The 19,083-nt window shown below is 72.9% G+C and carries 18 protein-coding genes and 1 riboswitch; of the genes, 6 read left to right on the top strand and 12 right to left on the bottom strand.

All coding sequences use genetic code 11. From position 1 onward, the window contains the following. Positions 1–45: 45 nt before the first annotated feature. From LDL48_RS32575 to LDL48_RS32560, 4 genes are all read left to right on the top strand, one after another. A complete protein-coding gene (locus LDL48_RS32575) occupies positions 46–924 on the top strand; it encodes an ABC transporter substrate-binding protein (protein ID WP_225258966.1) in 879 nt (292 codons plus the stop codon). Beyond that, on the top strand, positions 921–1,766 hold the full coding sequence (locus LDL48_RS32570; protein ID WP_225258965.1) for an amino acid ABC transporter permease: 846 nt from the start codon (positions 921–923) through the stop codon (positions 1,764–1,766). Before LDL48_RS32575 ends, LDL48_RS32570 begins: the two co-directional genes overlap by 4 nt. Further along, positions 1,766–2,506: an amino acid ABC transporter ATP-binding protein gene (locus LDL48_RS32565; protein WP_225258964.1), complete on the top strand. Its 741-nt coding sequence runs from the start codon at positions 1,766–1,768 to the stop codon at positions 2,504–2,506. Before LDL48_RS32570 ends, LDL48_RS32565 begins: the two co-directional genes overlap by 1 nt. Before the next feature lie 114 nt (positions 2,507–2,620). Further along, a complete protein-coding gene (locus tag LDL48_RS32560; RefSeq protein WP_225258963.1) occupies positions 2,621–4,072 on the top strand; it encodes a hypothetical protein in 1,452 nt (483 codons plus the stop codon). A gap of 45 nt (positions 4,073–4,117) precedes the next feature. Here the strand turns inward: LDL48_RS32560 and ribH are convergent, their stop codons facing one another. The 6 genes from ribH to rpe all read right to left on the bottom strand — a co-directional run bounded on the left by ribH (position 4,118) and on the right by rpe (position 9,850). After that, positions 4,118–4,591 (bottom strand): 6,7-dimethyl-8-ribityllumazine synthase, encoded by a 474-nt coding sequence (ribH, locus tag LDL48_RS32555; RefSeq protein WP_225258962.1) that lies wholly within the window; start codon positions 4,589–4,591, stop codon positions 4,118–4,120. A 47-nt stretch (positions 4,592–4,638) separates the two neighbouring features. Continuing rightward, positions 4,639–5,844, bottom strand: coding sequence for a bifunctional 3,4-dihydroxy-2-butanone-4-phosphate synthase/GTP cyclohydrolase II (locus LDL48_RS32550; RefSeq protein WP_225258961.1), 1,206 nt, complete (start codon positions 5,842–5,844; stop codon positions 4,639–4,641). After that, positions 5,834–6,436, bottom strand: coding sequence for a riboflavin synthase (locus tag LDL48_RS32545; protein WP_225258960.1), 603 nt, complete (start codon positions 6,434–6,436; stop codon positions 5,834–5,836). The genes LDL48_RS32550 and LDL48_RS32545 overlap by 11 nt, the downstream gene beginning before the upstream one ends. Further along, positions 6,437–7,510 (bottom strand): bifunctional diaminohydroxyphosphoribosylaminopyrimidine deaminase/5-amino-6-(5-phosphoribosylamino)uracil reductase RibD, encoded by a 1,074-nt coding sequence (gene ribD / locus LDL48_RS32540; RefSeq protein WP_225259045.1) that lies wholly within the window; start codon positions 7,508–7,510, stop codon positions 6,437–6,439. Positions 7,511–7,639: 129 nt separating this feature from the next. Then, a riboswitch (FMN riboswitch) is annotated at positions 7,640–7,841 on the bottom strand. Between the two features lie 66 nt (positions 7,842–7,907). Next, entirely contained in the window at positions 7,908–8,915 is a 1,008-nt protein-coding gene (locus LDL48_RS32535; protein WP_225258959.1) for a GGDEF domain-containing response regulator, read from the bottom strand. Positions 8,916–9,172: 257 nt separating this feature from the next. Beyond that, complete coding sequence (gene rpe, locus LDL48_RS32530; RefSeq protein WP_225258958.1) at positions 9,173–9,850, bottom strand: ribulose-phosphate 3-epimerase; 678 nt, start codon at positions 9,848–9,850, stop codon at positions 9,173–9,175. Between the two features lie 104 nt (positions 9,851–9,954). Here rpe and LDL48_RS32525 point away from each other — a divergent pair, with 104 nt between their 5' ends. Both LDL48_RS32525 and LDL48_RS32520 read left to right on the top strand, forming a co-directional pair. Then, complete coding sequence (locus tag LDL48_RS32525) at positions 9,955–10,851, top strand: septum formation family protein (protein WP_225258957.1); 897 nt, start codon at positions 9,955–9,957, stop codon at positions 10,849–10,851. 1 nt (position 10,852) lies between these two features. Then, positions 10,853–11,701 carry a septum formation family protein gene (locus LDL48_RS32520; protein ID WP_225258956.1) on the top strand — a complete coding sequence of 283 codons (849 nt, stop codon included), beginning with the start codon at positions 10,853–10,855 and terminating at the stop codon, positions 11,699–11,701. A 3-nt stretch (positions 11,702–11,704) separates the two neighbouring features. Here the strand turns inward: LDL48_RS32520 and LDL48_RS32515 are convergent, their stop codons facing one another. The 6 genes from LDL48_RS32515 to LDL48_RS32490 all read right to left on the bottom strand — a co-directional run. Then, complete coding sequence (locus LDL48_RS32515) at positions 11,705–12,328, bottom strand: sulfotransferase family protein (RefSeq protein WP_225258955.1); 624 nt, start codon at positions 12,326–12,328, stop codon at positions 11,705–11,707. A 44-nt stretch (positions 12,329–12,372) separates the two neighbouring features. Next, positions 12,373–13,866 (bottom strand): RsmB/NOP family class I SAM-dependent RNA methyltransferase, encoded by a 1,494-nt coding sequence (locus LDL48_RS32510; protein ID WP_225258954.1) that lies wholly within the window; start codon positions 13,864–13,866, stop codon positions 12,373–12,375. Continuing rightward, positions 13,863–14,789, bottom strand: coding sequence for a methionyl-tRNA formyltransferase (gene fmt / locus LDL48_RS32505; protein WP_225259044.1), 927 nt, complete (start codon positions 14,787–14,789; stop codon positions 13,863–13,865). The genes LDL48_RS32510 and fmt overlap by 4 nt, the downstream gene beginning before the upstream one ends. Before the next feature lie 2 nt (positions 14,790–14,791). Next, entirely contained in the window at positions 14,792–15,349 is a 558-nt protein-coding gene (gene def, locus LDL48_RS32500) for a peptide deformylase (RefSeq protein WP_225258953.1), read from the bottom strand. 104 nt (positions 15,350–15,453) lie between these two features. Next, complete coding sequence (locus tag LDL48_RS32495; protein ID WP_225259043.1) at positions 15,454–17,970, bottom strand: primosomal protein N'; 2,517 nt, start codon at positions 17,968–17,970, stop codon at positions 15,454–15,456. Positions 17,971–18,793: 823 nt separating this feature from the next. Beyond that, positions 18,794–19,083 (bottom strand): integrase core domain-containing protein (locus LDL48_RS32490; protein WP_225258952.1); only part of this gene is annotated, 290 nt, incomplete at its 5' end.

Below are 19,083 nucleotides of genomic sequence, written 5' to 3'. Positions count from 1 at the left end.
CGACGGACGGCCCCAACGGTTGGGACGTGGCCTAGGCTGCCCGACATGGTCAGCAGACACACCGTGGCCGCGCTGGGCAGCGCGGCCGTCATGCTCGCCGCGGTCGCGGCGTGTGCCCCCGCCGACGAGAACCCCCCATCGGCGACGGCGACCGTCTCGGCGACCGCGTCCACCGAATGCCCACCGGGCGCGCTGCAGACGAGGACCCCCGGCAAGCTCACCATCGGCACCGACAACCCGGCGTACGCGCCGTGGTTCAGTGACAACAAGCCGAACAACGGCAAGGGCTTCGAGTCCGCCGTCGCGTACCAGGTGGCGGAACGCCTCGGTTACCCGGCGACCAGCGTGACCTGGACCCAGGTGCCGTTCAACAACGCGATCGCGCCCGGCCCCAAGGCGTACGACTTCGACATCAACCAGTTCTCCATCACGCCGGAGCGCAAGCAGGCCGTCGACTTCTCGTCGCCGTACTACCTGGTGCGGCAGACCGTGATCGCCACCAAGGGCTCGAAGATCGCCGGCGCCACCACGATCGCCGCGCTCAAGGAGGCGAAGCTCGGCGCCCAGGTCGGCACGACCAGCCTGCAGGCGATCAACGAGCTGATCAAGCCGAACGTGCAGGCGCAGGTCTTCAACAGCAACGACGACGCCAAGAAGGCCCTGCAGAACGGCACCGTCGACGGGCTGGTGGTGGACCTGCCGACCGCGTTCTACATGACCGCGGCGGAACTCGACGACGGCGTGATCGTGGGCCAGCTGCCGCAGGTGGGCGTACCCGAGCAGTTCGGTCTGGTTCTCGACAAGGACTCGCCGCTCACCGGCTGCGTGAGCAAGGCGGTGGACCAGCTCCGCCAGGACGGCACCCTCGCGGTCCTGGAGAAGACCTGGCTGGCGGGTACGGCCGGAGCTCGCGAACTGTCGTGACCGACGGGTACCACCCCAGCGAGCAGCAGCGGCAACGGACCGCCTACCGGCGACGGCGGGCGGTCCGTTCGGTGTTGCTCGCCGCGGTCTCCACGGCCGTGCTCGGCACCCTGCTGGTCGTCGCGGTCACCGGCTCCCCCGGCTGGGAACGGGTCCGCGCGTCGTTCTTCGACCCGCGGATCGCCCGCGAGTCGCTGCCCGCGGTGCTGGACGGGCTGTGGCTGAACATCCGGCTGCTCGTGGTCTGCGCCGCGCTGGCCCTGGCCGTCGGCCTGGTCGTCGCGGTGCTGCGGACCCTGCGCGGCCCGGTGTTCTTCCCGGTCCGCGCGCTGGCCACCTCGTACACGTACATGTTCCGCGGGGTGCCGTTGATCATCGTGATCTACCTGTTCGCGTTCGGCATTCCCGGGCTGCGGCTGACCGGCACGCCCGGGGTGCTGGTACTGGGCGGGGCGGCGCTGGTGGTGACGTACGGCGCGTACCTGGCCGAGGTGTTCCGGGCCGGCATCGAGTCGGTGCACCCGAGCCAGCTCGCCGCGGCCCGGTCGCTCGGGCTCAGCTACCGGCAGACCATGCGCCACGTGGTGCTGCCGCAGGCGGTACGCCGGGTGGCGCCGCCGCTGCTCAACGACACCGTGGCCCTGCAGAAGGACGTCGGCCTGGTGTCCCTGGCCGGACCGATCGACGCGGTACGGGCGGCGCAGATCGCCACCGCGGAGAACTTCAACTACACGCCGTACGTGGTGGCCGCGGTGCTGTTCGTGCTGCTCGCCCTGCCGTTGATCGCGGTGACCGACTGGGTGACGCTGCGCGCGGCACGTCGCCAGAACGCGGGGACCTGATGCTGCTCGCCGTGGACCGGGTCCGCAAGGTGTTCGGCACCGCCGTGGTGCTGGACGACCTCACGCTGGACGTCGACGAACACCAGGTGGTGGCGCTGATCGGCGCGTCCGGTTCGGGCAAGTCGACGCTGCTGCGCTGCGTCAACCTGCTCACCGAGATCGACGACGGCACGATCCGGCTGGACGGCGAGGACATCACCGATCCGCGGGTCGACCCGGACCGGGTACGCCGGCGGATCGGCATGGTGTTCCAGTCGTTCAACCTGTTCCCGCACATGACGGTGCTGGACAACATCACGCTGGCCCCGGTCAAGGTGCACCGCCGGGCCGCCGCCGAGGCCCGGAACCAGGCGCGGGAATGGCTGGACCGGGTCGGGCTGGCGGACAAGGCGGACGCGTACCCGGACCGGCTCTCCGGCGGCCAGCAGCAGCGCGTCGCGATCGTCCGGGCGCTGGTGAACAACCCGCGGCTGCTCCTGCTGGACGAGGTGACCTCGGCGCTGGACCCGGAGCTGGTGGGCGAGGTGCTCACCATGGTCCGCGACCTCAAGACCGAGGGCATGACCATGGTGCTGGCCACCCACGAGATGGGCTTCGCCCGGCAGGTCGCCGACCGGGTGGTGTTCCTGGACGGCGGCCGGGTGCTCGAGTCCGGGCCGCCCGAGCAGGTGCTGGGCGATCCGGTGGAGCCCCGGACCCGGCAGTTCCTGGCCCGCATCATCGAGGCGGGACGGCTCTGAGGCGTGGGTGCTCCGTCTCACTCGACGCCGTGAACCGCGATGCCGTTCGGTCCGTTGGAAGGTGGTCGTCCTCGCTTCCACGCGAGGGCATCCGGTCCTAGCGGAGGAGCGAGCATGCCGTATCAACGGGCAAGCAACAGGGTCACCTCAGAAAGCCTTTTCCAGGACCTGCAGGCTGCCAGGGCACGAGCCACGGCGGATTACCAGTATGCCGATCAGAACCGGGCGCAGTACACCGGAAGAAGGCGAAATGAACTGAGGGCGCTGGCGAACACGAAGTGGTCCGCGGCGGCCGTTTCGTTCTACTACACCAACGCCGAGGGCCGGGATGCGCTGGCCGCCGAATGGCGCACCCCCGCCGAGCCCGCCGGTCTGGAATCGACTCGGCAAATGCATTACTCGGGGCGTAACACGCATCCTCAGGCGGACAAGACGGGACGGGAGTCCGAGACCCGGACGGGCCAGAACCTCCGCGAACTCATGCTCACCCGCCCACAGCTTTCGTTGCCGGCCAACCCGGCGGCACCGGGAGCCGCCCCCGGGCTCAAAGACCCTGACCTTATTAAGATCAAGTTCGCGGGTGACCAGCCCTGCGATTACTGCGCAGAAACCCTCAACGAAATTTTCAGAGATTGGCGCGCACAGTACCCGAATGCGCGAATCGAGTTGGACGGCAGGGACAACAACGTCCGCAGGGACGCCTCTCAGGCCTTCGTCCTGGTGGCCGAGCCCGGCCGCTTCAACCGGCAGACGAATGCGCCGATGTCCACTTACGGCGGCCCGTCCGCACACCCCGCCACGACCCCGTTCGGCACCGAGGTCGTCCGGGAGGACTTCTCGCGCGTCGACCGCGATCCGCACAATCCCATGCAGCAGCCCCTGTATTCCCTGCAACGTTCCGAGACCCTGGAGACGTACGAGAATCAAAGCTCCGGCTCCGCGTCGAACCGGGGTCATCAGGGCACCGATTCCCCGACCTGGTCCAGTGACCGGCAGGCCACCGAGTCCCGTTCCAACAGCGGGGGCAACAGCCCACGCAGCAGCGGGTACGCCGGCTCCGTAGAGTCCTCCTCCCGGGTCAGTGACGACGAGGTTCTGTCCGACCGGATCTCGAACCTCTCGGTCACCTCTCCGAACACCGGGCGGCCCGCTCCGAGCCCATATCAGACGTCGTTCCAGGCTCCCACTCCCGCTTCGCGCCAGCCGTACGTCGCTCCGCATGAGTTGCAGTACTACCGGACCCATTTCGCGACCAATGCCGCGAGCCTCGGCCTGGACCAGAACGGCGTCGAACGAGAGGCCCTCCGGGCCGCGACGGATTTCGCCAGGCAGCGGGCGGGACTCGTGAATCCGCAGTACCAGCAACCGCAACGGCCACCGCAGCAGCCGACGACGGCCGGACCGTCGTGGAACCCGAACGCGTCCCAGACCACCCACCAGGCACCGCGGAACAATCCGGCCGGGTCGAATGTGAGTTCGGTCGCCGTGGACCCCAGGCTCATCGCCAGCCTCTACGGCCCCAACGCGGGGGGCGGGCAGCAGAAGAAGGGTCCGTCGAAGGGCTGACCATCGTGCGGGGCGGCGGCGTCGACCGGCCGCCGCCCGCACGCCCTAGCCGCGCAGCGACCGCACGGTGAGCGCCGCGTCCAGCACCGCCACCGTGCTCTGCCAGCCCTTGTCCTCGATCGAGTCCTCCAGCCCGGCCCGGTCCCGGGCCTGGCCCAGCGACTCGACGGTGAGCACGCCGTGCGCCACCGGGGTCTCCGCGTCCAGCGAGACCCGGGTCAGCCCGGCGGTGACCGCGTCGCAGACGTAGTCGAAGTGTGCGGTCTCGCCCCGGATCACCACGCCCAGCGCCACCACCGCGTCGCAGCGCTTGGCCAGCGCCTGCGCCACCACGGGCAGCTCCACCGAGCCGGCCACCCGGGTCACCACCACGTCGTCCACGCCGCACGCCTTCGCCGCCTGCTGCGCCCGGTCGACCATGTGGTCGACCAGGTCGGAGTGCCAGCGCGAGCCGACGATGCCGAGCCTGAGCCCGGCCGCGTCGACGATGTCGAGATGCGGATCCCCGAAGCCAGCCATAACGCCCCCCTGGTTGAGAAATATTCTGGTCGTAGAAGAGGCCGGCGTCAGCCCAACGCCTCGAACAGGTGCCCCATCCGGTCCCGCTTGGTGCGCAGGTACCGCACATTCTCCGGGTGGGTGCGCACCGGCAGCGCCGCCCGGCCGATGATCTCCAGGCCGTAGCCCTCGAGCCCGGCACGCTTCGCCGGGTTGTTGGTGAGCAGCCGCATCGACCGCACGCCCAGGTCGTACAGGATCTGCGCGCCGGTGCCGTAGTCCCGGGCGTCGGCCGGCAGACCCAGTTCGAGGTTCGCGTCGACGGTGTCCAGGCCACGGTCCTGCAGTTGGTACGCCTGCAGTTTGTGCAGCAGCCCGATGCCGCGGCCCTCGTGTCCGCGCATGTAGAGCACCACCCCTCGCCCGGCCTCGGCGACCCGCTCCAGCGCCGCGTCCAGTTGCGGCCCGCAGTCGCAGCGCACCGAGCCGAACACGTCGCCGGTCAGGCACTCGGAGTGGACCCGCACCAGGACGTCCGCGCCGTCGCCGATCTCGCCGTACACCAGCGCGACGTGTTCCGTGCCGTCCACCTGGGCGCGGTAGCCGACCGCGGTGAAGTCACCGTGCTCGGTCGGCAGCCGGGTCTCCACCACCCGCTCGACCTGGGTCTGGTGCTGCCGCCGGTAGGCGATCAGGTCGGCGATGCTGATCAGCGCCAGGTCGTGTTCGCCCGCGAACGCCTCCAGGTCGGGCATCCGCATCATGGTGCCGTCGTCGTTGACCAGTTCGCAGAGCACCCCGGCGGGCCGCAGACCGGCCAGCACCGCCAGGTCGATGGCGGCCTCGGTGTGCCCCGGGCGGCGCAGTACGCCGCCGGCCCGGGCGCGCAGGGGCACGACGTGGCCGGGCCGGGTCAGGTCGGTGGGCCGGGTCGCCGGATCGGCGAGCAGGCGGATGGTGTGCGCCCGGTCCGCCGCGGAGATCCCGGTGCCGATGCCCTCGCGGGCGTCCACGGTGACCGTGTACGCGGTGCCGCGCCGGTCCTGGTTGGTGTGGAACTGCGGGGGCAGGTCGAGCCGGTCCGCCTCCGCCTCGGGCAGCGGCACGCAGATGTAGCCGGAGGTCCAGCGGCGCATGAACGCGACCAGTTCCGGCGTGGCGTGCTCGGCCGCGAAGATCAGGTCGCCCTCGTTCTCGCGGTCCTCGTCGTCCACCACCACGACCGGCCGGCCGGCGGCGATGTCCTTGACGGCGCGTTCGATGTCAGACAGCACGACGTTCCCCCAGCATCTTCTCGACGTACTTGGCGATGATGTCGACCTCGAGGTTCACCGGGTCGCCGACGGCCTTGCCGCCGAGCACGGTGAGCTTCAGCGTGGTGGGGATCAGCCCCACCCGGAACGTGTCGTCGGAGACCGCCATCACGGTCAGCGACACCCCGTCGACGGTGATCGAGCCCTTCTCCACGACGTACCGGGCAAGGTCCGCGGGCAGCGCGAACGTCAGCACCTCCCAGTCGTCGGCGGGCTCCCGAGCGACGATCTTCGAGACGCCGTCGACGTGCCCCTGGACCAGGTGCCCGCCGAGCCGGCCGCCCACGGTGGCGGCGCGTTCCAGGTTGACCGCGCTGCCCGGGCGCAGCACACCGAGCGACGACCGGCGCAGCGTCTCGCCCATCACGTCCGCGGTGAACACCCCGTCGACGTTGTCGATCACGGTGAGACAGACGCCGTTGACCGAGATGGAGTCGCCGTGCCGCGCGTCCGAGGCGACCAGCGGTCCGTGTACCGCGAGGACGGCCGAGTCGCCGCCCACGTCGGTGAGGCGCACGACCTCACCCAGTTCCTCGACAATGCCGGTGAACATTCAGGCTCCTTCGGGGCGGTCGGCGGGCTTGGGCCGCAGCGACGCGGTGAAACGCAGGTCGGGGCCGATCTGCGTGATGTCGGTGAAGTCCAGGTCGACGGCGTCGGCGATGGTGCCGATGCCGGCGTCGACCAGGGCGCTGCGGCCGGCTCCGAGCAGCTTCGGTGCGACGTAGCCGACCACCCGGTCGACCAGCCCGGCGGCCAGGAACGCGCCGGCCAGCGTGGGGCCGCCCTCCAGCAGCGCGGCGCGCACGCCGCGGGCGTACAGGCCGGCCATCAGCGCGGACAGGTCGACCCGGCCGTCCGGGCCGGTGCCCAGGTCGGCCGCGGTGGCGATCCAGGTGGGTGCGGCTCCGTCGCGGATCCGGGCGTCCCCCGGGGTACGCCCGGCGGTGTCCACCACCACCCGCAGCGGCTGGGTGATCGCCAGCCGGCCGTCCCGCAGCTCCCGGACGGTGAGCTGCGGATCGTCGGCGACGACCGTGCCCACCCCGGCGATGACGGCGTCGACGGTGCTGCGCAGCTCGTGCACGTCGATCCGGGCCGGCGACGAGGTGATCCACTGGCTGGTGCCGTCCGCGGCGGCCGAGCGCCCGTCCAGCGTGGCGGCGAACTTCCAGGTCAGGTACGGGCGGGTGCGCCGGACCGCGGTGAGCCAGGCCAGGTTGCCGGCTTCCGCCTCGGCCCGGCGTACCCCGGTCTCGACCTGCACCCCGGCGTCGCGGAGCCGGGCCGCGCCGCCCGCCGCGACCGGCGTCGGGTCGTCCACCGCGATGACCACCCGCTTGATCCCGGCCGCGATCAGCGCCTGCGAGCAGGGGCCGGTCCGGCCGGTGTGGTTGCAGGGTTCCAGGGTGACCACGGCGGTGCCGCCCCGGGCCAGCTCACCGGCCTGGGCGAGCGCCACGATCTCGGCGTGCGGCCCGCCGGCGTACGCGTGGAAGCCCTCACCCACCACCGCGCCGTCCGCGCCGAGCAGCAGGCAGCCGACCACCGGGTTGGGGCTGGTGGTGCCGAGGCCCCGGGCGGCCAGCGCAACGGCGCGGCGCATCGCCTCGTCCTCGGTGACCATCTCGGCGTCCTCCTCGCGCGGTACAGACACGCGCTGAAAAGACGAGGAAACGCCGGATACGGGACATCGGGGTACGGCAGCGCCGCCCCCTGCCGGAGCACGCCGCAACGAGCCCCGGGTCCAGTTCCCGCGCGCTGTCTCCCATCCGGACTGTCTGACCGGCCGGCACGAATGCCGGTCGATCAACCGTCGGCCCCGGAGTCTCACCAGGTCCACCGTCCGTCGATGCTCGGGAATCGAGCAGTGCGTCGTCCGGGTCGCGGGCTTACCTGAGGCTCTCGCCCGCAGGATCACCGCCGGTTCGGAATTTCACCGAGTCCCGCCAGCGCGTGGTGGGTTACCTTCGAGTCTTGCACGGATCCGCGAAGATGCCACCCGCCGCGCGTGGAAGGTCACATCAGTCGTCGGCGTTCTCCAGGCCGCGACGGTCGATCGCCACGTACGAACCGGGCTGGCTCTTCGCGACCTTCTTCATCTCCGAGGCCACCGCCATCACCACCCGCGGGTCGTTGAACCGGCGGCCGGTGGTCTTCGACTCGGCCACCCCGATGGAGAGCGTGACCAGCGCCGCCCGCTGCTTGTTGCCGCGCCGGTCCGGCACCTCGATGTAGCCGCGCTGGGCGTCCTCGGCGTCGTACAGCTCGTCGGCGGAGTGCTCGAAATCGGTCACCGCCCGCTTGGTCAGCGGCAGCACCTGGTCCGGCGTGCAGATGAAGACGAAGTCGTCGCCGCCGATGTGGCCGAGGAACACCGGTGGCCGGCCCGAGGTGGCCACCGCCCGGTGCAGGCTGCGGGCCAGCGCGGTGATGAACTCGTCGCCGCGGTCGAAGCCGTACACGTCGTTGACGCTCTTGAACCGGTCGATGTCGATGTAGCCGACCGAGTAGTCGCCGCCGGCCTTCATCCGGTCCGCGATCTCCCGCCGCACCCGGGCGTTGCCGGGCAGCCCGGTCAGCGGCGAGACCTCCCGGAACTCCTTGTTGCGCCGCAGCGTGGACGACACCCGCGCGATCAGTTCCGCGGTGTCGAACGGTTTGACCAGGTAGTCGTCGACGCCGGCGGTGAGGCCGACCACCTTGTCCACGGTCATGCTGCGCGCGGTCAGCATGATCACCGGCAGGGCCGAGGTGAGCGGCTCGGCGCGCAGCCGGCGGGTCAGCTCGACGCCGTCCATGTTCGGCATCATCCAGTCGATGACGGCCAGGTCCGGACGGCTGGTCTCGATCATCTCCAGCGCCTCGCGGCCGTCCCGCGCCCGGATCACCTCGAAGCCGTGCACCTTCAGGTTGAACGCGACGAAACTGGCGATGTCGTCGTCGTCGTCCACCACCAGGATGACGTCCGGCCCCTCGTCCGGCTCGCGGACGATGTCGTCGGACTTGTGCCGCACCACGCCGGTGCTCATCGCTCGCTCCCGCCGCGCCGTGGCCCGCGCGCCGCGCGCGGCCGGCCCCCGCTCCGCGGCTCGGCGCTCGTCCGCCATCGTGGTCCGGGCCGTAGCCTCCCCGCTACGCTCACTGTCGGCCCCCGCTCCGCGGCTCGGCACCCGTCCGCCATCGTGGTCCGGGCCGTAGCCTCCCCGCTACGCTCACTGTCGGCCCCCGCTCCGCGGCTCGGCGCTCGTCCGCCATCGTGGTCCGGGCCGTAGCCTCCCCGCTACGCTCACTGTCCGGCCACCATCGGCGCGGCCAGCGCGCGGAGCCTGCGGACCGCCGCCGCGGGATCGTCGGCGCCGTAGACCGCGGTGCCGGCCACGAACGCGTCCGCGCCCGCCTCGGCCGCCTGCTCGATGGTGTCCGCCGAGATGCCGCCGTCCACCTCCAGCCGCACCTCCAGGCCGCCCGCCGCGATGCGCCTGCGCACGTCACGCACCTTGTCCAGCATCTCCGGCAGGAACTTCTGGCCACCGAAACCGGCCTTGATCGTCATGATCAGCAGCGTGTCCACAAAGGGCAACATCTCGAGGTACGGCTCGACCGGCGTGTCCCGGTCGATCGCCAGGCCCGCCTTCGACCCGGCCGCCCGCAACGTCTTGGCCAGCGCCACCGGGTCGTCGCACGCCTCGGCGTGGAACGTGACGTTGTACGCGCCGGCCTCCGCGTAACCGGGCGCCCAGCGCTCCGGGTCGGTGATCATCAGGTGCACGTCGAACGGGACGGTGGTCGCCTTCCGCAAGCTCTCCACCACCGGCAGCCCGAGCGTCAGATTGGGCACGAAATGGTTGTCCATGACGTCCACGTGCACCCAGTCGGCCGCACCCTCGATCGCCCCCACCTCGTCGGCGAGACGGGCGAAGTCCGCGGCGAGGATGCTCGGGGCGATGATCGGCGATGACTCCACGGCTGAAAGTGTATGACGTCGAGGCGTGATCGTGTCCGGGTCCCGTGGCCGCGCCGGAGACCCGTACCGGGATACTCATGGGTGTCACTCGTCACGCTCCCCCGATGATCACTCGCGGAGGCTCGATGCGCCGGCTGCCGGCCCTGCTCGCGGTCCTGCTGGTGACCGGCGCCGCAGCCTGCACGCCGGCACCGCCGTACGGCACCGACGGCGACCTCACCGACGACTGGGCGGTGCCACCGGCGGCGGAACCGTTCCGCCCCGCCGCCGGGCAGTGCCACGAAAGCGTGACGGACAGCGTCTCGCTGGACCTGCACCGCCCGGTCGGCTGCGACGAGCTGCACGTCGCCGAGACGTTTCACGTCGGCACCGCCGCCGACGCCGCGGCCCCGCCCACCGCCGGGTCGGCCGCGGCCCGGACCGCGTACACCCGGTGCGCAGAGGCCGCCGCCGCGTTCCTCGGCGGACCGTGGCGGGAGGCCCGGCTCGGCATCCGGGTGGCGTGGCCGGCCCGCACGGCGTGGTCCGGCGGCGCCCGCTGGTACCGGTGCGACCTGGTCCAGGCGGACCTCGACGGCAACAACGACACCAGCCGCACCGGCAGCCTGGCCGGCGAACTGACCCGCGACTCGCCGCTGCGCCTGGGCTGCTTCTCGCCGGCCGTGAACGACGACGCGGTCCGCACCATGAAGCCGACGTCCTGCACCGCGAAACACACCGCCGAGTTCGTCGGACTGTGGCGGGCGCCGGACGTCTCGTACGCGAAACAGAGCGCCGACCGCACCCGCACCGCGGCCGGCTGCCGGAGCGCGATAGCCGACTACACCGGCGTGCCCGACGACGGCGACGTGCAGTACCGGGCCGGCTGGATCTCGTTCAACCCGACCCGCGCCGAATGGCAGAACGGCGAACGGCGGGTGCGCTGCTTCCTGTGGCTCAGCGACCGCACCCTGACCCGGTCGCTGCGCGACGCCGGCCCGTCCGCGCTTCCGGTGAACTGAGATGCCCCGCCGTCCGGTCACGCTGGGGTTGGCGCTGGTGCTCGCCGTGGTCACCGCGTGCACGCCGGCCACCGGTGGGGACCGGGACGCACCGGTCGCCTCCCCCGCGTCGCCGCCGGCCCGTCCGGCCGCGGCCGGCTGCTACGACGAGGTCACCCCGATCGCCCCGCCCACCCCGCGCGCCGTGGTCCGGTGCGCCGACCGGCACCTCGCCGAGACGTACCACGTCGGCGGGCCGGCCGCCGGGGAACCGGCCGAACGCGCGGCGGTTGCGGACTGCACCCGCCACGCGGACGCCTTCCTCGGCGGCCCGTGGCGCACCGGTCCCTTCACCGTGCAACCGGTGCTGCCCTCGGCGGAGGCACGGACGGCAGGTGCCCGCTGGCATCGCTGCGACCTGGTGCAGATCGACCTGCTGCACGGCACCGCGGTCGTCCGTACCGACAGCCTGCGGGGCGCCCTGACCGGCGCGGCCCCGCTCCGGCTGCGCTGCTTCGACGCGGTGATGACCGCCGAGGACCGGTTGGAGTCGCTGACCCCGGCGCCGTGCGACCGGCCGCACGACGCCGAGTTCGCCGGACCGTGGGACGCGCCCGCCGACCTGGCCCATGATCGGATCTTCGACGACCCGCGCACCGCGTCCGGGTGCCGCGGCGCCATCGCCGGCTTCCTGGGCCTGCCGGACGACGACGAGCTGGCGGACCGCGTCGGCTGGCTCGGCCTGGCGCTCGGCCGCGCCGAATGGGACCTCGGACTGCGTACCCTGCAGTGCCTGTTCTGGGCCGACGACGGGCCGGTCACCGGCTCCTACCGGGACGCCGGCCCGGACCAGTTCCCGGTCGGCGATTAGCGATCAGGCGGGGCGGGACGCCACCATCTCGGCGAACGCGGCGCTGTCGTTGAGCCGCGGGAACGGCTCCGGCGGCACCGGTACGTCCAGGAACGCGCAGAGCGGCTCCCACCCCTGCGCCACCTGGAACTCCAGCAACCGGTCCGGCGGGACCTCCCGGCGTACCGCGTCGTTGTGCTCGGTGAACACCCGCAGCGCGAACTCCCGGTCGGCGAACCGGCCGCCGAACGTGCCGTCCCACACCACGGCGTGCGCCATGCCGATCGCCGCCGCCATGCCGTCGTCCGCCGGGCGGGGCGCGGTCGCGGCCCGGTAGATCGTCCGGTACGCGCTGTCGTACCAGCTCTCCGGCTCGCGGACGGTGAGCACCACCTTCGCGTCCGGGTGCCGGGCCACCAGGTCCCGCCAGAAGTACGTGCCGGGCCAGTCCACCGTGGACCGGTGACCCGCCATCGCCGCGTCCAGGCTGGCGTCGTCGCCCTCCGCGGCCTTGTGGAACAGCCGGGCCCGGTCCGGATCCCCCAGCACCGGGATCATGTGCATGCACGGGCCGAGGCCGAGCCGTTCCAGGGCCGCTTTGAGGCTGAGCGTGCCCGTCCGTCCGAATCCCACACCGATGACATCCATGCCCGGCTCTTACCCGGACCTTGTCCATCGAAAAAGTCCAATATTCAGCTGGTGCGGCGCAGTACCGCCAGGAACATGGCGTCGGTGCCGTGCCGGTGCGGCCACAGCTGCACCGTCGGTCCCGGGCCGAGCTTCGGCATGCCCTGAGGCAGCAGCGGACGGGCGTCCACGAAGTCGACGTCGACGCCGCTGCGCCGCGCCCCCTCGGTCACCGTCACCTGCGTCTCGACGATGTGCGGCGAACACGTCACGTACGCCACCACCCCGCCGATCCGGACCGCCCGCAACGCCGCGACCAGCAACTCCCGCTGCAGCCGGGTGAGCGGCGGCAGGTCCGCGGGCGTCCGGCGCCACCGCGACTCGGGCCGCCGGCGCAGCGAACCCAGACCGGTGCACGGCGCGTCCACCAGCACCCGGTCGAACGACTCCTCCGGCAGGTCCGGATCCCGGCCCACGGACCGGCCGTCCATCGGCAGCACCGTCACCGGCATGCCCTCGGTGGCCTGCTCCACCAGGCGGGCGCGGTGTTCGGCCACCTCGACCGCGATCACCTCGGCGCCCCGGGACGCGGCGATCGAACCGAGCAACCCGGTCTTGCCGCCCGGCCCGGCGCACAGGTCCAGCCAGCGGGTGTCCTGACCCTCCAGCGGGGCGGCCAGCAGCGCGGCCGCGACCAGCTGCGAACCCTCGTCCTGAACGTGCGCGCGCCCGCCGGTGACCGCCGCCAGGTCGCCCGGCGAACCGCCGTGCAGATACACCGCGTACGGCGAGAAGGCGCCCGGCGTGCCGCCCACCTCGTCCGCCAGGTCCACCGCGTCGGCCCGGCCCGGCCGCGCACACAGGTGCACGGCGGCCGGCTGGTTGTCCTCGATCAGCAGGCGGGCCGTGTCGTCCAGGTCGCCGCCCAGCGACTCGGCGAACGACCGGACGATCCACTGCGGGTGGTTGTGCCACACCGACAGGTGGCCGAACGGGTCGTCGTCGAACGCCGGGGCGAGCCGGGTCAGCCACGCCTCCAGATCGGAGCCGGAGATCTCCCGCATCACCGCGTTGGCGAAGCCGGACGCGCCCGGCGCCACCGCCCGCACCAGGTCGACGGTCTGGTTGACCGCGGCGTGCGCCGGCACCCGGGTGTGCAGCAGCTGGTACGCGCCCAGCCGCAGCGCGTCCCGGGCCGGCGGGTCGATCCGGGCCACGTCCCGCCCGGCCGCGGACGCGATGATCAGGTCCAGCGTGCCGCGCATGCGCAGCGTGCCGTAGGTGAGTTCGGTGGCGAACGCGGCGTCCCGGCCGTGCAGCCGCATACCGCGCAGAATGTCGGAGAGCACCAGATTCGCGTACGCGTCGTCCCGGTGCACCGCGGTGACCGCCTCGTACGCGGCCTGCCGCGCCGGGTCCGACGGCGGCCGGCCGGCCCGCGGCGCACGGCCGGAGCGCGCATCCCGGTCGGGCGCCCGCCCGTAGCCCGGCCCACCCGGCTTGGTCGGGCGGCCGGACCCGCGCGGCCGGTCCGCCCGGTGCGCGTCGTGCTCCGTCACTCGAACGTCTCCCCTGCGGTGAGGCGCAGCCCGCGCGCCCAGTCGGTGGCCGCCATCGGCTTCTTGCCGGCGGCCCGGATCTCGCCCAGCACCACCGGTGTGGTGGCGGTGCCGGCCAGCACCTGGGTGCGTTCCACCAGCAGTTCACCGGGCTTCAGCGGCGCCGCGTTGGCCACCGGCCGCACCGGGCCCAGCTTGAGCCGGTCGCCGCGCAGCGTGGTCCACGCGCCCGGCGCCGGCGTGCAGGCCCGGATCCGGCGGTCCACCGCGAACGACGGGTCGCCCCAGCGGACCCGGGCGTCCTCGACGGTCAGCTTCGGCGCCGCCGACACACCGTCGGCCGGCTGCGGATGGGCCCGGGCGGTGCCCGCCTCGATCGCGTCCAGCACCGCCACGAGCAGTCCCGCGCCCTCGGTGGCGAGCCGTTCCAGCAGATCGCCGGAGGTGTCCGAGGGCCGGATGTCCTCGGTCAGCGTCCCGTACACCGGGCCGGTGTCCAGACCCTGCTCCAGCTGGAACACGCTGGCGCCGGTGACCTCGTCGCCGTGCAGGACCGCGTGCTGCACCGGGGCCGCGCCGCGCCAGGCCGGCAGCAGCGAGAAGTGCAGGTTCACCCAGCCGTGCCGGGGGATCTCCAGCGCCGCGGGCGGCACCAGGGCGCCGTACGCCACCACCGGCACGCAGTCCGGTGCCAGCTCACGCAGCCGGTCCAGGAACTCCGGCTCGCGCGGGCGGGCCGGGGTGAGCACCTCGATGCCCCGCTCGTCTGCCCACGCGCCGGCCGGCGACCGCATCAGCTGCCGGCCCCGCCCGGCCGGGGCGTCCGGCCGGGTCACCACGGCGACCAGGTCGTGCCCCGAGGCGGCGAGGGCGTCCAGGGCGGGCAGGGTCACGGCCGGCGTACCGGCGAAGATCAGCCGCATGCTCACCGCCCCAGGCCGAAGATGCCCCGGCTGTGCGGGCTCTCCTTGACCTTGGGCGGGGCGCCCGCGTCGTACCACTCCGACGCGCGGATCTGCTTCATCGCGTCCTTGCGGCCGGCCGCATCCAGCCGGTCCAGGAACAGCACGCCGTCCAGGTGATCCGTCTCGTGCTGCACGCACCGCGCCATCAGGCCCGTGCCGACCAGCCGGATCGGGTCACCGAACTCGTTGAACCCGGCGGCCACCGCGTTCTGCCGGCGCTTCGTGTCGACGTACACGCCGGGGATCGACAGGCAGCCCTCCGGCCCGTCCTGCTCCTCGTCGTCCGGGAAGCTGAGCACCGGGTTCACGATGTGCCCGACGACGTCGTCCACGTCGAACGCGAAGACGCGCAGGCCGACACCGAGCTGCGGGGCGGCCAGACCGGCGCCGCCCTCGTCCCGCATCGTCTCGATGAGGTCCTTGACCAGGCGACGCAGCTCCGCGTCGAAGTCGACAACGGCGTCGGCCGGCGTGCGCAGCACCGGATCGCCGAACAGACGGATGGGCTGGACGGTCACGCGACGGCACTCCTTCTCCCGGAAACGATCCCTAGTCTACGGAGCCCGGCCGTTCCCGCCCCGGGCAGCCACCGTGCGGTCACGCTGGTCACCGGCGCCCGCGGCTAGAACAGGTCGGCCGGATCGATCTGGATACGTACCGGCTGCGCCGCCTTCCGCGCGGTCCGCTGCGAGGCGGCGGCGTGCAGCGCCCGCGCCATCTCCGCGGCCCGGCCACGCGACACCCGGACGAGCATCCGCTCCTGGTCGTCGTCGGCCGGCACCGGACCCAGCACCTCCGCGTCCGCCGGCAGCTCCGCCGCGTTCAGCAACTCGGCGACCGCCTCCGGCCGCCCGGTGAGGCTGGCCATCCGCGCCGCCGGCGGGAACCGCAACTCCCGCCGCTCGGCCAGCTCCCGCGCCGCGAACCACCCCGGCTCCCACCGCAGCAGCGCCTGCACCGGCGCCAGCGACCCGTCCGCGACCACCACCACCCGGCCACCCGGACGGGCCAGCGCGGACGCGTTCAGCCACCGCCGCATCGTCTCCTCGGCGGCGCGCAGGTCGGACCGGCTGAGCAGCGCCCACGTGTCGAGCAGCAGCACCGCGCCGTAGCCGCCGTCGGCCACCGGCTCGGCGCCCGGCGTCGACACCACCACGGCCGCCTCCCGCGGCACGGTGTCGAGCACCTCGTCGCGGCCGGACGTGCGTACCACCGCTCCCGGAAAGGCCCGGCCCAGCTCCTCCGCGGTGCGCCGGGCGCCGGTCACCGACGCCCGCAGCCGCCGCCCGCCGCAGGCCGGGCAGGCGTAGTCGGCCGCCGCCCGGCCACACCAGTGGCAGGCCGGCACGGCGCGGGAACCGGCCAGGCCGAGCGGCCCCGAGCAGTGCGGACACCGGGCGGGGGTACGGCACTCGCCGCACGCCACCGACGGCAGGTAACCGCGCCTCGGCACCTGCACCAGCACCGGCGTGCCGGCCTGGAGCGCCTGCCGTGCGGCCTGCCAGGCCAGGCTGGGCAGCCGGGCGGTGACCGCACCCGGATCCCACGCCAGCTGCGGATCGTCCCCGGTCGGCGCGACATGCGGGGTACGCCCGCGCAACACGTCCCGGGTCGCCGCGATCTCCTTCGCCCACCCGGTCTCCAGCAGCAGCTGCGCCTCCCCGGTCCGGGCGAAGCCACCCACCAGCACCGCGCAGTCGGCCAGCTGGGCCCGGGTCAGCAGCACCTCCCGGGCATGCGGATAGGGCGATCTGGGCTCGGCGTGCAGGTCGTCGCCGTCGTCCCAGATCACCACCAGGCCCAGCTTGGCGACCGGCGCGAACATCGCCGCCCGGGTACCCACCACGACCGGCACCCGGTGCCGACTGGCCGCGAGAAACCGGCGGTACCGCTCGGACGGCCCGGCGGCGGCGTTCAGCGCCACGTGCCGGTCGGGGCCGAGGGCGGTGGTCATCGCCCGGTCGAGACGGTCGAGGTCGCGTGCGTCGGCCACCACCACCACGACACCACGCCCGGCCCGGACGGTGGCGGCGGCGGCCTCGGCGATGCGGGCCGGCCAGTCCTCGCCGGGGAGCGCGGACCAGACGGCGCGGGCGGGGCGGCCGTCTTCGAGCGCACGGAGGTAGGCCGGTCCGGCCTGGTAGTCACGCCAGCCGTCCCGTTCGGCGGGCGGCGGATCGATGGCGGCCTCACCAGGCGGCGAACCGGTGGCAGCGTCACCAGACGGCGAACCGGTGGCAGCGTCACCAGACGGCGAACCGGTGGCAGCATCGCCGGGCCGCGAACCGGTGGCAGCGTCGGGGTCCGGCGACGGGCCGGCAGCCGAGCCGCCGCCGGGCGACCGATTGTCAGCGGCGGCGACCGCGGCGTGCGGGGCCGGATGCCGGGAAGCGGCCGCGTCGCCCGTGCCTGCGGACAGCGCGGCCGGGTCATGGCCCGTGTCTTCGGGCGGCGCGGCCGGGTCATGGTCAGAGTTCAGCGGTCGGGGCTGCGCGGAGGGCGATCCCGACTCGGGGCCAGGCACGTGGCGCGCCGGGGTCAGCGCCTCCGCCTCGCGACCCGGCTCGCGCGGCGCCGCAGCCGACGGCCCCGGCTCGGGAACCGGCCCGCGCCACCCGGACTCCGACACCGCCGGCCCTGGAACCGCCACCTCGGCCCCGGGGCGGCCGGGGTCAGCCGCAAGACCGCATTCGCCTCGGCCCGGCGCTACCGGCTCGGAAGCGGCCGGCTCGGAAGCGGCCGGCTCGGAAGCGGCCGGCTCGGTCACCGGGGCCGGCGCACGGGTCTCCGGAATCGCCAACCGGGACTGGGACTCGACGCGGGCGTGGCGGGGCGGCACGGCCAGTCGCAGCACGTCGCACAGGTTGCCGGCGTAGCGGTCCGCCACCGCGCGGGCCAGCCGGGCCACCTCGGGATCCAGGACCCGCTCCGGTGAGACGATCTTGTCGAGGTAGGCGAGCTTGCCGCCGTGTGGGGACGACTCAGCCCGCTCCAGCAGGAAGCCACTGACGAGTTGCCCGGCGAAGCGAACCTTCACTCGCACGCCCGGCTGAGCCGCCTCGTCGTCGGCGGCGGCGACCAGGTAGTCGAACGGCCGGTCCAGGTGGGCCAGCGGCACGTCGACGCAGACGCGCGCCACCGGGAGCCGTTCGGCCGGCTCGCGGTCGGTGCGTCTGCCCTTGGTCACCCGCATATTCTGCCGGGCACCCCTGACACTTCCGTCGGCGCCGGACGCGAGCCGGGAAAGAAGGCCGCGACTCAGTCGTCGGGACCGGCTCTCGGAGGGGTCGCCGACCACCGGGCTCCACACGGTTCGGCCATCCGGAGCACACCAAGCCCTAAATCGGACATCCCGCCTGGGAATCTTGGTGGGTGACGTTGGCCGCGAGGAGCGGTGCAGGGGGCGGGTTGCGGTTGCAGGAGGTCCGCGCCATCGCGTCCGCTCTCACCGCAGTCGGCCTCGTCGCCCGTGCGCGGCCGACCGTGGCGTGTTGCCGGTAGATCTTGTGAAGTCGGGGTCGTATTGCGACCACAGCCGCACGACTTCGCCTCCCTCTGGCCGGGGACGGTCAGCGGCTGATAAACCCCGTCCGACATGGGGATCAACCGCCTCCTCACGTCGGCTATGGCGTGTGGAACAGTGGCCCGCTGCGTGCCGCAACTCGACGCTCCTCTACCGCCCGAGCCCAGCGTGCGGAGCTACGGCGCCCTGCGCACCCGAAAACCACACACGCGGCGACGCTCGAGCCGACGTGCGGAGTTACGGCGCCCCGCGCACCCGAAAACCACACACGCGGCGACGCCCGAGCCGACGTGCGGAGTTACGGCGCCCCACGCACCCGAAAACCACACACGCGGCGACGCCCGAGCCGACGTGCGGAGTTGCGGCGCCCCACGCACCCGAAAACCACACACGCGGTGGGCTTGACCCGATTCGGCGGACAGGGTCTATGTGTTGATCGTCAAGCTACCTTGAGCGCGGTCAGCGGTCGGAGGTTGGTGTTGTCCTCGTAGGTGGCGGGGCTTTGGTAGCCGAGGCTGGAGTGTCGTCGTCTGGTGTTGTACCAGCCTTCGATGTAGGCGAATATCGCCTGTCGGACGGCGGTGTGGGTGGGCCAGGCCTGGCGGTGGATGAGTTCGGTTTTGAGGGTGGCGAAGAACGACTCCGCGACGGCGTTGTCCCAGCACTGGCCGCGCCGGCCGACCGAGAGCCGTACCCCGTTGCGGGCGGCGAGGCGGGCGTGCTGGGCGC

Origin of the sequence: Jidongwangia harbinensis, from assembly GCF_020216025.1 — a bacterium.
In the GTDB taxonomy this organism is placed as follows: domain Bacteria; phylum Actinomycetota; class Actinomycetes; order Mycobacteriales; family Micromonosporaceae; genus Actinoplanes; species Actinoplanes harbinensis.
This window is presented reverse-complemented; position numbering and strand designations above follow the sequence as displayed.

Coding starts and splice junctions, on each gene's coding strand:
- LDL48_RS32575 (WP_225258966.1), top strand. CDS start 46: ATGGTCAGCAGACACACCGTGGCCGCGCTGGGCAGCGCGGCCGTCATG.
- LDL48_RS32565 (WP_225258964.1), top strand. CDS start 1,766: ATGCTGCTCGCCGTGGACCGGGTCCGCAAGGTGTTCGGCACCGCCGTG.
- LDL48_RS32560 (WP_225258963.1), top strand. CDS start 2,621: ATGCCGTATCAACGGGCAAGCAACAGGGTCACCTCAGAAAGCCTTTTC.
- ribH (WP_225258962.1), bottom strand. CDS start 4,591: ATGGCTGGCTTCGGGGATCCGCATCTCGACATCGTCGACGCGGCCGGG.
- LDL48_RS32545 (WP_225258960.1), bottom strand. CDS start 6,436: ATGTTCACCGGCATTGTCGAGGAACTGGGTGAGGTCGTGCGCCTCACC.
- ribD (WP_225259045.1), bottom strand. CDS start 7,510: ATGGTCACCGAGGACGAGGCGATGCGCCGCGCCGTTGCGCTGGCCGCC.
- LDL48_RS32535 (WP_225258959.1), bottom strand. CDS start 8,915: ATGAGCACCGGCGTGGTGCGGCACAAGTCCGACGACATCGTCCGCGAG.
- LDL48_RS32525 (WP_225258957.1), top strand. CDS start 9,955: ATGATCACTCGCGGAGGCTCGATGCGCCGGCTGCCGGCCCTGCTCGCG.
- LDL48_RS32520 (WP_225258956.1), top strand. CDS start 10,853: ATGCCCCGCCGTCCGGTCACGCTGGGGTTGGCGCTGGTGCTCGCCGTG.
- LDL48_RS32515 (WP_225258955.1), bottom strand. CDS start 12,328: ATGGATGTCATCGGTGTGGGATTCGGACGGACGGGCACGCTCAGCCTC.
- fmt (WP_225259044.1), bottom strand. CDS start 14,789: ATGCGGCTGATCTTCGCCGGTACGCCGGCCGTGACCCTGCCCGCCCTG.